General features: G+C 67.1%; 12 protein-coding genes. 8 read left to right on the top strand and 4 right to left on the bottom strand.

Translation table 11 applies throughout. The features are described from left to right. Positions 1 to 39 precede the first annotated feature (39 nt). The 4 genes from BLV47_RS30595 to BLV47_RS30610 all read right to left on the bottom strand — a co-directional run bounded on the left by BLV47_RS30595 (position 40) and on the right by BLV47_RS30610 (position 4087). On the bottom strand, positions 40 to 1002 hold the full coding sequence (locus BLV47_RS30595) for a FecR family protein (protein WP_092320276.1): 963 nt from the start codon (positions 1000 to 1002) through the stop codon (positions 40 to 42). After that, a complete protein-coding gene (locus BLV47_RS30600) occupies positions 999 to 1547 on the bottom strand; it encodes an RNA polymerase sigma factor (protein WP_092320277.1) in 549 nt (182 codons plus the stop codon). Before BLV47_RS30600 ends, BLV47_RS30595 begins: the two co-directional genes overlap by 4 nt. A 330-nt stretch (positions 1548 to 1877) precedes the next feature. Beyond that, positions 1878 to 3461 (bottom strand): rhodanese-related sulfurtransferase, encoded by a 1584-nt coding sequence (locus tag BLV47_RS30605; RefSeq protein WP_092320278.1) that lies wholly within the window; start codon positions 3459 to 3461, stop codon positions 1878 to 1880. Beyond that, positions 3458 to 4087, bottom strand: a complete 630-nt coding sequence (locus tag BLV47_RS30610; protein ID WP_092320279.1) for a cysteine dioxygenase family protein — start codon at positions 4085 to 4087, stop codon at positions 3458 to 3460. The genes BLV47_RS30605 and BLV47_RS30610 overlap by 4 nt, the downstream gene beginning before the upstream one ends. Positions 4088 to 4193: 106 nt before the next feature. Here BLV47_RS30610 and BLV47_RS30615 point away from each other — a divergent pair, with 106 nt between their 5' ends. The 8 genes from BLV47_RS30615 to BLV47_RS30650 all read left to right on the top strand — a co-directional run bounded on the left by BLV47_RS30615 (position 4194) and on the right by BLV47_RS30650 (position 12579). Continuing rightward, positions 4194 to 5081: a LysR family transcriptional regulator gene (locus BLV47_RS30615; RefSeq protein ID WP_092320280.1), complete on the top strand. Its 888-nt coding sequence runs from the start codon at positions 4194 to 4196 to the stop codon at positions 5079 to 5081. Between the two features lie 244 nt (positions 5082 to 5325). After that, a complete protein-coding gene (locus BLV47_RS30620; protein ID WP_092320281.1) occupies positions 5326 to 6147 on the top strand; it encodes an ABC transporter permease in 822 nt (273 codons plus the stop codon). Positions 6148 to 6149: 2 nt separating this feature from the next. After that, on the top strand, positions 6150 to 6929 hold the full coding sequence (locus BLV47_RS30625; RefSeq protein ID WP_092320282.1) for an ABC transporter ATP-binding protein: 780 nt from the start codon (positions 6150 to 6152) through the stop codon (positions 6927 to 6929). Then, complete coding sequence (locus BLV47_RS30630) at positions 6926 to 8131, top strand: acyl-CoA dehydrogenase family protein (RefSeq protein ID WP_092320283.1); 1206 nt, start codon at positions 6926 to 6928, stop codon at positions 8129 to 8131. The genes BLV47_RS30625 and BLV47_RS30630 overlap by 4 nt, the downstream gene beginning before the upstream one ends. Further along, positions 8128 to 9066: a D-isomer specific 2-hydroxyacid dehydrogenase family protein gene (locus tag BLV47_RS30635; RefSeq protein ID WP_092320284.1), complete on the top strand. Its 939-nt coding sequence runs from the start codon at positions 8128 to 8130 to the stop codon at positions 9064 to 9066. Before BLV47_RS30630 ends, BLV47_RS30635 begins: the two co-directional genes overlap by 4 nt. A 105-nt stretch (positions 9067 to 9171) precedes the next feature. Further along, positions 9172 to 9981, top strand: coding sequence for a class II aldolase/adducin family protein (locus BLV47_RS30640; RefSeq protein ID WP_092320285.1), 810 nt, complete (start codon positions 9172 to 9174; stop codon positions 9979 to 9981). 12 nt (positions 9982 to 9993) lie between these two features. Next, positions 9994 to 10956 (top strand): ABC transporter substrate-binding protein, encoded by a 963-nt coding sequence (locus BLV47_RS30645; protein WP_092320286.1) that lies wholly within the window; start codon positions 9994 to 9996, stop codon positions 10954 to 10956. Positions 10957 to 11367: 411 nt separating this feature from the next. Then, the gene (locus BLV47_RS30650) at positions 11368 to 12579 is read left to right on the top strand and encodes a dipeptidase (RefSeq protein WP_092320287.1); all 1212 of its coding nucleotides are present in this window, start codon (positions 11368 to 11370) and stop codon (positions 12577 to 12579) included. Positions 12580 to 12640 lie beyond the last annotated feature (61 nt).

Raw genomic sequence — 12640 nt, forward strand, 5'->3', positions numbered from 1 at the left:
ATACCTCATATGCGAATGCAAAATATTCTCATGTATCGCTCAGCGGGCTTCGATCTTCAGCTGACCGTTGGCCTGAACCCGGGTTTTCACCGGAATCAGCGCGGGCAGGGCCTTGACCAGGGCATCCGGGTCGTGGACGTCGAGGTTGCCGGACACCTTGTAGGCGCCGATGGCGCCCTCGGCCAGTTGCACCGGCTGTTGTCGATAGAGGTTCAGCTCGTCCACCAGGCTGGCCAGGTCGCGGTTGCGAAAGGCCAGGCGCCCGCTGCGCCAGTCGGCCACCTCGTCGCGGTCCAGGGACTGTTGGCGCAAGGTGCCTTTTTGCAGGTCGTAGGTGGCTTGCTGGCGGGCGCCGAGCAGAGTCAGATCGCCGGGCCGGCCATCCGGACTGAAGGCCACCTGGCCGTGGGCCACGCTGACCACCAGTTGGCGCTGACCGCGGCGCACATCGAACGCGGTGCCCACCACCCTGACCTTGGCCGCGCCGCTGTGCACCCACAGCGGCCGCTCCCGATCGGCGGCAACCTCCAGGTACAGCTGGCCCTGCTGCAGGTAGATATCCCGTTGCCGGCCGCTGAAATCCACCTTCACCCGAGTATTGGCATTGACGTAGAGGGTGCTGCCGTCTGGCAGCTTGAAGGTTCGCGCGCCCTGTTCCTGGGCTGCGATCTGCTGCCGGTAAGGCGCCTGGGGTGTCCCCAGGTTGAGCGCCAGCACCGCGCACAGCAGCGCGGCCGCCACTGCCAGGGCCGGCCGCCACAGCGGCGTCTTGCGCCGGGGGAGCGGCACTGGGCGGTTCAGTTGCTGCAACTGTGCCAGGTCGACCCACAACTGCTCGAACTCGGCATAGGCCCGGGCATGGGCCGGCTCACTGATCCAGCTGTCGAACGCCTTGCGCGTGGCCCGGTCCGGATCATTGCGGTTACGGGCGAACCAACTGGCGGCCTGGGCATCGATCTGCTCGTTGTCGAGGTCGTCCTGGGGGCCGGTAAAGCGGGTCATTCAGGCTGCTCCTTGCCATTTTCTCGTTGTAGGTGTTGCTTGCAATGCAGCAGGGCAAAGGCGATGTGTTTTTCCACCATGCTCACGGAAATCCCCATGCGCTCGGCGATCTGCGTCTGGCTCAGCCCCTCGAAGCGGTGCAGCATAAGGGCTTCGCGGCGCCGCGGCGAGAGCTGGGCGAGGACTTCTTTCAATTGTTCCAGGCGTTGCAGGCGCTGGGCGGCGGGCAGTGGTTCGTGCCGTTCGTCGGCCAGGGGCTCAGTGTCCAGGCCTGGCTCGGGATAGACCGGGTGATGCACCCTGGAGCGCACCTGCTGACGTCGCCAGTGATCGCGGAGCAGGTTGCGTGCCATCTGGAACAGGAAGGCCCGGGGCTGTTCGACCTGGTCCCGGTCCCGGTAGTCGAGCCATTGGGTGAACACGTCCTGGGTCATGTCCGCCGCGTCGCTGGCGTTATCCGTGCGTTTGCGCAGGAAATGCAGGATGTCCGCATAGAACCCGCGGACAGAGTCCGCCAGCGCAGAGTCGGGCTTGGAGCGAGACATGGATATCCTTCTTGACGACGCGTTGAGCACAAGGTCGCAAATGATATCGAGAATTATTGCTATTTGTCACTTGGGCCGATTGCCCACCTGCCTCTGCCGTCTGCGCGCCTGAGGGCGATGCCCGGCTGGCTGGCCGGTTCGCCGGCAAGCCGGCTCCTACGGAGGCGGCGTCCAACCCGGTTTTGTAGGAGCTGGCTTGCCAGCGAAGGCGTGCCTGAAGGCGATGCCCGGCTGGCTGGCCGATTCGCCGGCAAGCCGGCTCCTACGGAGGCGGCGATCAACCCGGTTTTGTAGGAGCTGGCTTGCCAGCGAAGGCCTCCCCGCAAAGGCTCAGATCACGAAGAAACCATGGGTGCCGTCGCGACGCAGTTGCTCCACCAGGCCGAATTCCCAGTCCAGATAGCCCTGCATGGCCTCCCGGGGATTGTCGGTGCCTTCATAGGGCCGGCGGTAGCGGTCGATCCGCGGCGAGGCCAGTTGCTGGCGGCTTTCCTCGACGGGCAGGCCAGCGTCGATCCAGGCCGTGGTGCCGCCGCTGAGCAGGAACACCGGGCGCTGGGTCAGGGCCTGCAACTGAGGCACCACGAAACGCGCCAGCAGGCTGCTGCCGCAGGTCAGGACATAGCGTTCGGGCTGGGGCAGCCGGGCCAGGGATTCCTGCAACTGGCTGGGCAGGACCCACCAGGCCCCGGGGATGTGGCGCTGCACGTAGTTGGCGCTGGCGGTGACATCCAGCACCAGGGTGCCGGGTTGCTCCAGCCAGGCGGCCAGGGTCCGCGGGCTGATTTCTTCGGCCGGCGTGGTATCCGGCAGCGGCGCCTGCCAGGGCCCGCGCACGCTGAAGTCGCTGGCGCGCGGGCCGTCGAGCACCGCCACTTGCCAGCCCATCTGGGCCAGCCAGGAGGCGCTCATGTTGGCCCGCACACCGTCGTCGTCCACCAGCACCAGGCGCGCGCCGCGCACGCTGGCAAAGTGATCGGTTTCCTGCACCAGTTGCCCACCGGGCGTGGAGCGGGCGCCGGGCAGGTGGCCGGCGGCGAATTCTTCCGGAGTACGCACATCGAACAAGTAGCTGGTGCGCCGGGCATCGGCTTGCCAGCGCCGCCACTGGGCCAGGTCGATGCGCGCCACATCGGCCCGGTCCGCGACCGCCCGTGCCGCCGTTTGCGCCTCGGCCCGCTGCCTCTCGTCGACGGCTCGAAAGCGCCGGTTCTGCCCGTGTTCCAGTTTCTGTCCGGCCAGGGTCCAGCCGATGGTGCCGTTGCGCAGGGCCGCCACCGGGTTGGGGATGCCGGCGTTGACCAGGGACTGGGTGCCGATGATGCTGCGGGTGCGTCCGGCGCAATTGACCACCACCTGTGTCCGCGGATCGGGGGCCAGCTCGCGCACCCGCAGCACCAGTTCGGCGCCGGGCACGCTGGTGCTGCCGGGAATGCTCATGGTCTGGTATTCGTCGAAGCGCCGGGCATCGAGCACCACCAGGTCAGCCTGCTGGTCGAGCAGCGCCTGGAGTTCCTCGGCGGCCAGGGACGGGGTATGGCGCTCGGCTTCCACCAGCTCGCCAAAGGATTTGCTCGGTACGTTGACGTCCTTGAACAGCTCGCCACCGGCGGCGCGCCAGCCCTCCAGGCCGCCTTCGAGCAGGGCGACATCGCGGTAGCCCAGTTGTACCAGGCGGGTCGCGGCGCGCTGTGCCAGCCCTTCGCCCTGGTCATAGAGGGTGATCGGGGTGTCGCGCCGGGGGATGCGCGCATAGACCTCCAGCTCCAGTTTCGACAACGGGATATTGGCCGCGAACAGCGGGTGGGCTTCAGCGAAGGGGGCCTCTTCGCGGACATCGACCAGCGCCAGTTCCTGGCGGTCGAGCAGGGCCTGGCGGATCTGCGCCGGGCTGCGGGTAGGGAAATCGGTCATTGCGGGGGCTCCTTCGACAAGTCCCAGAGGTTAGGCAGCAAGCGGTTGGAATAACCGGAGACAAAGGGCTTCTCGTGACCTTCGGGGCTGTACACGGCCCGGCGTACCGCGCCGATATTGGCGCCGTACACATGGATGCTGATGGACACCCGATCGGCGTAGGCATTGCTCACCTGATGGATGTCGCCAATGCGTGGCGATACCGCTTCCACCTGGCCCGGCACCAGGCGCACCGCAGCGCCGGCCGGTTGCAGGCGCCCGTCGGCCAGGCGCTCGAAGCCCTGGCTGTCTTCGGCGCCGCGAAGCATGCCGATCAGGCCCCAGACCCGGTGATCGTGGATCGGCGTGCGCTGCCCCGGACCCCAGACGAAGCTGACGATGGAGAAGCGCTGGCGCGAGTCGGCATGCAGCAAGAATTGCTGATAGTGCTGCGGGTCGGGCTGGGCGAATTCATCGGGCAGCCAGTCGTCCTGGCTCACCAGGCGCCGCAGCAGGTCGGCGCCTTGCTCCAGTACCTGGGCCTCATCGGGATGGCCGTCCAGCAGCTCGGCCAGGGCGGCGATGAAGTCCCGCAGGCGGGCGAAGTTGGGTGTATCGATAGCGACTGTTGCGGCGTTGTGGGGCATGGGCTCCCTCCGTGGATACAAGGCAAATGACGCGAACTACACGGGCGAGCTAAAAGGTATTATTCTTATCGAACATTTTTCCAGTCATTTATTATGCGAAAAAAGAATGAAGATAGATGATCTGAACGCGTTCGTGGCGGTGATCCGCTGCCAGACCATCAGCCAGGCGGCCGATGCCCTGCAGTTGACCCAGCCGGCCATCACCCGCCGGGTGCAGAATTTCGAGGAAGCCCTGGGGGTGGAGTTGCTGGACCGCAATACCAAGCCGCTCAAGCCCACCAGCATGGGCTTGCGGGTTTACGGTCAGTGCCTGGAAGTGCTGCGCAGCATCGATGCCCTGAACGAGTTGGTGGCCAATGACGGCGCCCCCAGCGGCGCGCTGCGTATCGGCGTGCCGCAGACCATCGGCGATGTGGTGCTGCTGGATGCCCTGAGCCAGCTGAAGAACCTCTATCCGCAGTTGCAGACCTCGGTGGCCACCGGTTGGGGCAGCCACCTGCTGAGCAAGGTCGAGAACGGTGAGCTGGACGTGGTGGCCGCGCTGTTTCCCGCCGGCAAGGTGTTCCCCGAAGGGGTGGTGGGGCGCTCCCTGGGCAGCATGAATCTGGTGGTGGTGGCGGCCAAGGGCGAGGTGCGCAAACGCTCGTGCAAGCTGGCCGACTGTTACCAGCGCGGCTGGGTGCTGAACCCCGACGGCTGCGGTTTTCGCGCCGGCCTGCAACGGGCCTTGAGCGCCCAGGGCCTGACCTTGCAGATCAACCTGGAAACCTTCGGCACCGAGCTGCAACTGGGGCTGATCGCCAATGGCCTGGGCTACGGTCTGGTGCCGCTGCCGCTGCTGGAAAACAGCAGCCACCGGGACAAGTTGGAGATCGTCCCGGTCAGCGACTTCAAGCCAGTGATCGACCTGTGGCTGATCCACCCGCGCTTTCTCGGCAACCTGCAGGAGCCGGTGAGTCTGTTCGGCGAAATGGTCGCCGCCCGCGTCGGCTAGCCACGGGCGCGGCGCAAATCGGCGGTAGGAGCTGGCTTGCCAGCGAAGGGGCCGGCAAGGGTGGCGCAAGGCTCTACGGCCTTTTCGCCGGCAAGCCGGCTCCTACGGGTTTATCCTTTGTTTGCATATATATCTATTTGCTGAATGCATTTTTTGTATATTAAGTTAGAACCAAAACGAATTTCACGGACGTTTTTTATGTAGTTAGCATGGGGCTCGAACGCGCTGAAATAGGGATGTTGAAATGCCTGCGCAAGCCCCGCTGTCCTTGTCTGCCCACTGGACCGAGCGCCCCGGAGTGAAGCTCCTGGGCAATCTGTCGCTGCGTCTGATCAGCCCGCTGGTGCTGTTGTTGCTCTGGGAACTGGCGTCGCGCAGCGGGCTGTTGCCGGCACGCATCATTGCCGCGCCGAGCACCATCGGCGGCACCCTGGGGCAGATGCTCGGCAGCGGCGAATTGGCCGGGCACCTGTGGGTGTCCCTCAAGCGCGCCCTCAGCGGCCTGGCCATCGGCGTCAGCCTGGGCACGCTCCTGGCCCTGGTGGCGGGGCTGTCGCGGCGCGGCGAGATCGCCATCGACTCGCCGATGCAGATGCTGCGCACCCTGCCGTTCCTGGCCATCGTGCCGCTGTTCATTCTCTGGTTCGGCGTGGGCGAGACGCCGAAGATCGCGCTGATCGCCCTGGGCACCACCTTTCCCATCTACCTGACGCTGTTTTCCGGCATCCGCAGCCTGGATCCCAAGTTGCTGGAGGCGGCGACCCTGCTTGGCCTCAAGCGCTGGGAACTGATCGTCCACGTGATCCTGCCGGGGGCATTGCCGGCGTTCTTCGTCGGCCTGCGCTACGCCTTCGGCATCAGCTGGCTGGGGCTGGTGGTGGTGGAGCAGATCAACGCCAGCGCCGGCATCGGCTACCTGGTCAACGACGCCCGGGACTTCATGCGCACCGACGTGATCGTCATCTGCCTCCTGGTCTACAGCGTGCTCGGCCTGGGTATCGACGGGTTGGTGCGCGGCCTCGAACGTTGCGCCCTGGCCTGGCGCCCGACCTTTATCAGGAACTGACCATGACTGTGTCATTGCCCCAGCCGGGCCCAGTGCGCGCCGCCGTCGAATGCCGCGGGGTAACCCGACGTTTCGCCGGGCAGGCGGTACTCGACAGCCTGGACCTGAACATCGCCCCGGGGGAGTTTGTCGCCCTGCTGGGCAGCAGCGGTTCGGGCAAGACCACCTTGCTCCGGGCCCTGGCCGGGCTGGAACCCATCGATGAGGGCCGGTTGCGGGTGCCTTCGGCCATGGCCGCGGTGTTCCAGGAACCACGGCTGATGCCCTGGAAGCGCGTGTGGCGCAACGTTGCCCTGGGCGTGCGCGGGGCTGGGGTCCGTGAGCGGGCCGAAGCGGCGCTGGCCGAAGTCGGGCTGGCCCATCGCTTGGGCGCCTGGCCCGGCACCCTGTCCGGCGGCGAGGCCCAGCGTGTGGCCCTGGCCCGGGCCCTGGTGCGCGAACCGCAGCTGTTGCTGCTGGATGAACCCTTCGCCGCCCTCGACGCCCTGACCCGGATCCGCATGCATCAACTGATTATCCGCCTGTGGCGGGTGCACACCCCGGCGGTGCTGCTGGTGACCCACGATGTCGACGAGGCGCTGCTGCTGGCCGACCGGGTGCTGGTGCTGGCCAACGGGCAAATCGCCGAACAACTGCCGATCCGCCTGCCGCGTCCGCGTCAGGTGTCCAGCCCGGGGTTCCAGCCGCTGCGTGCGCGGTTGCTGCAGCTGCTGGGTGTGGACACCGAGGCCGAGCCGGCCGTCGACATCTCCCACCCCCTGAGCAGGACTGCCAGCCGATGAGCCTTTCCAGCGTGCAACCGTCTTCGTCCGTGTCCCGTCGCGTCCTCGATCCGGACTCCAGCGAGTTCGCCGACCTGCTGCAGCAGTTGCGCGAGGAGTTCGCCGCCACCGCGGCCCATTACGATCGCCACAGCGAGTTTCCCCACGCCAACCTGCAGCGCCTGCACCAGCATGGCCTGTTGGCCCTGACCGTGCCCCGGTCCCTGGGCGGCAGCGAGGCGACCCTGGCCCAGGCGCGGCGGGTGATCGGCGCCGTGGCCCAGGGCGAACCTTCCACCGCACTGGTGCTGGTGATGCAGTACCTGCAGCACACGCGCCTGCAACAGAACACTGCCTGGCCGCTGCACCTGCGCCAGCGCGTGGCGCGCGAGGCGGTGCAAGAGGGCGCCCTGATCAATGCGCTGCGGGTTGAGCCGGACCTCGGCACCCCGGCCCGGGGCGGCCTGCCGGCGACCCTGGCGCGGCGGGTCGAGGGTGGCTGGCGGCTCAGCGGACGCAAGATCTACTCCACCGGCATTCCCGGGCTGACCTGGCTGGCGGTCTGGGCCCGCAGCGACGATGCCGAGCCGCAGGTGGGCACCTGGCTGGTGCACCGCGACAGTCCCGGCATCCGCGTCGAGGAAACCTGGGACCACCTGGGCATGCGCGCCACCGGCAGCCACGACGTGATCTTCGACGACGTGTTCGTGCCCCAGGAACAAGCGGTGGACATCCAGCCGGCCGACGTTCCGCGCCCCTCGGAGCTGGACAGCAAGGGCGTGCTCTGGCTGGCGGTGCTGCTGTCGGCGATCTATGACGGCGTGGCCCGCGCCGCCCGTGACTGGCTGCTGGGCTGGCTGGCCCAGCGCGTCCCGGCCAACCTCGGTGCGCAGCTGTCGAGCCTGCCGCGCTTCCAGGAGCTGATCGGGCGTATCGACGCCTTGCTGCTGAACAACCGGGTGCTGCTGGATGCCGCCGCCGAAGGGCGGATCGCCCCGGGCGAGGCGACCCAGATCAAGTACCTGGTGACCAGCAACGCCATCAGCGCGGTGGAGCTGGGCATCGAGGCCATCGGCAATCCCGGGCTGGCCCGGGGCAACCCCATCGAGCGGCACTACCGCGATGTGCTGTGCAGCCGCATTCACACCCCGCAGAACGACGCGATCCTCGGTGCCGTGGGCCGTGCCGCCTTTGCCTTGCCCAGTCGTGGAGCCCAGGTGTGACGCGCATTGCCAGCCAGTTGGATGAAGCCTTCAACCAGCAACTGCGCCAGTGGTTGCCGGGTGTCGACGTCCTGAGCCTGCCCCGGGGCCTGCCACAGGACTTGCCGGCTGATGTCGAAGTGCTGCTGGCCGCGCCCCATGCGGACTTTCGCGACGCGCCGGAGCCGCCCGCGGGCTGGCCCTTTGGTTTGCGCTTCGTGCAACTGGTGACCTCGGGGCTGGACTACTTTCCCCGTTGGCTGTTCCAGGATCTGCCGGTGGCCAGCGCCCGGGGCAGCACCGCCGAGAGCATTGCCGAGTTTGCCCTGGCGGCGATCTTCGCCGCCGCCAAGCAATTGCCAAAGGTGTGGATCGAGCGCGCCGAACACTGGCAGCAACGGCCGCTGGCCTCGGTGGCCGGCAGCACTCTGGGGCTGTTCGGCTTTGGCAGCATCGCCCGGGAGCTGGCGCCCAAGGCCCAGGCCCTGGGCATGCAGGTGCTGGCCCTGCGCCGTTCGGCGCAGCCTTTTGAAGTGCCTGGGGTCGAACCGGTGGCCGACCTGCACCAGCTGTTTGCCCGCGCCGATCACCTGCTGCTGGCGGTGCCCCTGACCGAGCAGACCCGGCGGATCATCGATGCCGATGTGTTGGCGTCGGCCAGGCCGGGGCTGCACCTGATCAATATCGCCCGTGGGGCGTTGATCGATCAGCCGGCGTTGTTGCAGGCACTCGACACGGGGCACATCGCCCTGGCCAGCCTGGACGTCGCCGACCCCGAGCCGCTGCCGGCGGGCCACCCTTTCTATAGCCACCCGCGGATCCGCCTGTCGCCCCACACCTCGGCCAATTCGCCGCGGGTCTACCTGAATATCGCCCGCCTGCTGGGGCGCAATTTGCAGCACTGGGGTGCTGGCTTGCCCCTGGAGAATCCGGTGGAGATCCAGCGTGGCTACTGATCTGCACCGCCTGCATGGACCGACGCAGGAGATGTGGCGATTTCAAGGGCGCCAAGCACGGCCCTGCGGGCCTTTGCGCAGATGACAACTTCAAGGAGAGCGGACATGACTGCACATTTTCGTCCCGCGGTGTATGACTTGCCCCGCGATGGCCATACGGTTTTTCGCTGGGAACACCCGCCCCAGCAGGCCACGGTCGAGCTGGAACGCCGGCAGCGCAAGCAAAGCCTGGCCGCGGCCTTCCGGGTGTTCGCCCGGCTGGGCTTCGACATGGGCGGCGCCGGGCATATCACCGTGCGCGACCCGGGACGTCCGGACCATTTCTGGGTCAACCCGGTGGGGGTGTATTTCGGCCATGTGCGGGTGTCCGACCTGCTGCTGGTCAACCCCGAAGGCGCGGTGATCGAAGGCGAGGGGGCGCTGAACCTTGCGGCATTCGCCATTCATGCCGCCTTGCACGAAGCCCATCCCGAAGTGGTGGCCGCAGCCCATGCCCATTCGTTGCACGGCAAGGCCTGGTCGAGCCTGGGGCGCCTGCTGGATCCGCTGACCCAGGACGCCTGCGCCTTTTATGAGAAGCACGGGCTGTTCGACAACTTTTCCGGGGTGGTGCTGGAGGCCAGCGAAGGCGCACGGATCGCCGCCGCGCTGCAAGGGCACAAGGCGCTGATCCTGCAGAACCATGGCCTGCTGACCGTGGGCGAAACCGTCGAGGCGGCGGTGTGGCGCTTCATCGCCATGGACAACGCCGCCCAGGCTCAGTTGCTGGCGGAAGCCGCCGGCACCCCGCGACTGATTCCCCACGAGGTGGCGCGCCACACCGCGCGCCAGGTCGGCACCGAGTTTGGCAGCTGGTTCAGCTTCCAGCCTTACCGCGAGCGGATCGTGCGCGAAGAACCGGATTTTCTCGATTAAGGATCCTTGCCCATGCAGCGTCGTCGTTTTCTCCAACTCTCGGCCCTGGCCGGTCTGGCCGCCGCCTTGCCGCGCCTGGGCCTGGGAGCCTCCGTGGACCTATCCGGGGTCACCTTGAATGTCGCTACCTACAAGGGCGCGGCGCCGAGCTTCTTCGCCGAGGCGGGCATCGAGCCGCCCCCCTACAAGGTCAGGTACGCCGAGTTCAGCGGCGGTAACCTGAGCTTCGAGGCCCTGGTCAGCGGCACCCTGGACATCTCGCCGATGAGCGAGATCCCGCCGATCTTCGGCATCAAGAACCACGCCCCGGTGAAGCTGATCGCGGTGCTCACCGGCGACGTCAACAACCAGGCCTTCATCGTGCCCAAGGGCTCTGCGGTGCAGTCGGTGGCCGAGCTCAAGGGCAAGCGCATCGGCTACATCCGCTCCACCAGCTCGCATTACTTTCTGCTCAAGGCACTCAAGGAACAGGGCCTGGGCTTTGCCGACATCGTGCCCATGGCGCTGACCCCGCAAGACGGTTTTGCTGCCTTTCAGAACGGCGCCCTGGATGCCTGGGTCAGCTTCGGCTACTTCATCCAGCTGGCGGAACTGCGGGCCGGGGCCCGGGTGTTGAAGACCGGCCAGGGCTACCTGTCTGGCAACTACGTGATCGCCGCCAACCAGAACAGCATTGCCGACCCGCTCAAGCACGCGGCGATCACCGACTACATCCTGCGCGAGTACCGCTCCTGGCAATGGATCGCCAGCCATCCCGAGGAATGGGCGACCAAGAGCGCACAGATCCTCGGCATGCCGCGCGAAGTGTTCCTCGCCCAGTACCGGGCCCAGAGCGGCCCGCGGTTGCTGCAACCGGTGGACGACGCGGCGGTGAAATCCCAGCAGGACGTGGCCGACCTGTTCTTCGAAGCCGGCGTACTGCCCCAGCAACTGGATGTTTCCGGCTTGTGGGACCGCAGCTTCCACTGGTCCTGACCCTGTGGGAGCCGGCTCAAGCCTTGCAGTGCTCGGGATAACGCCTTCGCTGGCAAGCCAGCTCCTACGGAACACCCGACACCCCGCGTAGGAGCCGGCTTGCCGGCGAAGAGGCCTTCAAGCCTTGCAGCACCCGGGAGAGCGCCTTCGCTGGCAAGCCAGCTCCTACGGAACACCCGACACCCTGTGTAGGAGCCGGCTTGCCGGCGAAGAGGCCCTCAAGCCTTGCAGTGCCCGGGAGAGCGCCTTCGCTGGCAAGCCAGCTCCTACGGAACACCCGACACCCTGCGTAGGAGCCGGCTTGCCGGCGAAGAGGCCCTCAAGCCTTGCAGTGCCCGGGAGAGCGCCTTCGCTGGCAAGCCAGCTCCTACTATCCGCAGGGGCGATTTCCTTGATTGGCCAGGAGGCCCCATGTTGTCTCGAAACTTGCTGTGCCTGGCACTACTCAGCCCCTGGGCGCTGGCCGCCAGCCCGGCGCAATCGTTGCACCAGCGCCTGACGGTGCTCGACAGCCACCTCGACACGCCGATGCAACTGGCCCGCCCCGGGTGGGACATCACCCAGCGCCATGACTACCGGGACGACCTGTCCCAGGTCGATCTGCCACGGATGAAAGAGGGCGGGCTGGACGGCGGGTTCTGGGCCATCTTCACCCCACAGGGCCCGCTCAACGCCGAGGGCCGGACCCTGGCCAGCGAACATGGGCTGGCGGTGCTGGCGCGGATCCGCGACCTGATCGCCGCCCACCCCGATGACTTCGCCCTGGCCCTGCAGGCCAACGATGTTCCGGCCATCGTTGCCCGTGGCCAGCGGGTGGTCTTCATCAGCATGGAGAACGCCGAGCCCCTGGCCGCCGACCCGGCGCGCTTGCACACCTATTATCGCCAGGGCCTGCGCATGCTCGGCCTGGTGCACTCGGCCAACAACGACTTCGCCGATTCGGCCACCGCCCTGCCGCAGTGGCACGGCCTGAGCCCGGCGGGGCGCGAGCTGGTGGCCGAGGCCAATCGCCTGGGCATCCTGCTGGACGTGTCCCATGCCTCGGATCAGGTCTTCGACCAGGTCCTGGCCCTGTCCCGCGCGCCGATCATTGCCTCGCATTCCAGCAGTCGGGCGATCACTGCCCATCCGCGCAACCTGGATGACCAGCGCCTGCGCCAGCTGGCGGCCAGGGGCGGGGTGGTGCAGGTCAACAGTTTCCCCAGCGACCTGATCAACAGCCTGCCCAACCCCGAACGCGACAAGGCCCTGGGGCCGCTGTACCGCGAGTTTCGCCTGGCCGCGAGCCTGAGCCCCGGGCAGGTGGCGGACCTGGCCGAGCGGATTCGTCAGGTCGAGGCTCGTTACCCGCAGCCCAGGGCCAGCCTGGACGACTACATGCGCCACCTGCTGCACATCCTTGAGGTGGTGGGCCCGGACCATGTGGGCATCGGTGCCGACTGGGATGGCGGCGGCGGAGTGCAGGGGCTGGAGGATGTGGCGCAGCTACCGCGAATCACCGAGCGCCTTTTGGCGGCGGGTTACAGCGAAGCGGACCTGGCGAAGATCTGGGGTGGGAATCTGCTGCGGGTGCTCGACGCTGCCCAACAGGCAGGGGGCGGCTTACCGGCGAATTTGCCCTAGGTCATACGGGGGGCTGGATATGGCCTTCGCTGGCAAGCCAGCTCCTACCTGAGGAGGTGTT

It is taken from the genome of Pseudomonas saponiphila, assembly GCF_900105185.1.
Lineage (GTDB): Bacteria > Pseudomonadota > Gammaproteobacteria > Pseudomonadales > Pseudomonadaceae > Aquipseudomonas > Aquipseudomonas saponiphila.

Bases quoted from the DNA above. Each gene is read 5' to 3' on its own strand.
- BLV47_RS30595 (WP_092320276.1), bottom strand. From the start codon at position 1,002: ATGACCCGCTTTACCGGCCCCCAGGACGACCTCGACAACGAGCAGATC.
- BLV47_RS30600 (WP_092320277.1), bottom strand. From the start codon at position 1,547: ATGTCTCGCTCCAAGCCCGACTCTGCGCTGGCGGACTCTGTCCGCGGG.
- BLV47_RS30605 (WP_092320278.1), bottom strand. From the start codon at position 3,461: ATGACCGATTTCCCTACCCGCAGCCCGGCGCAGATCCGCCAGGCCCTG.
- BLV47_RS30610 (WP_092320279.1), bottom strand. From the start codon at position 4,087: ATGCCCCACAACGCCGCAACAGTCGCTATCGATACACCCAACTTCGCC.
- BLV47_RS30615 (WP_092320280.1), top strand. From the start codon at position 4,194: ATGAAGATAGATGATCTGAACGCGTTCGTGGCGGTGATCCGCTGCCAG.
- BLV47_RS30620 (WP_092320281.1), top strand. From the start codon at position 5,326: ATGCCTGCGCAAGCCCCGCTGTCCTTGTCTGCCCACTGGACCGAGCGC.
- BLV47_RS30625 (WP_092320282.1), top strand. From the start codon at position 6,150: ATGACTGTGTCATTGCCCCAGCCGGGCCCAGTGCGCGCCGCCGTCGAA.
- BLV47_RS30630 (WP_092320283.1), top strand. From the start codon at position 6,926: ATGAGCCTTTCCAGCGTGCAACCGTCTTCGTCCGTGTCCCGTCGCGTC.
- BLV47_RS30640 (WP_092320285.1), top strand. From the start codon at position 9,172: ATGACTGCACATTTTCGTCCCGCGGTGTATGACTTGCCCCGCGATGGC.
- BLV47_RS30645 (WP_092320286.1), top strand. From the start codon at position 9,994: ATGCAGCGTCGTCGTTTTCTCCAACTCTCGGCCCTGGCCGGTCTGGCC.
- BLV47_RS30650 (WP_092320287.1), top strand. From the start codon at position 11,368: ATGTTGTCTCGAAACTTGCTGTGCCTGGCACTACTCAGCCCCTGGGCG.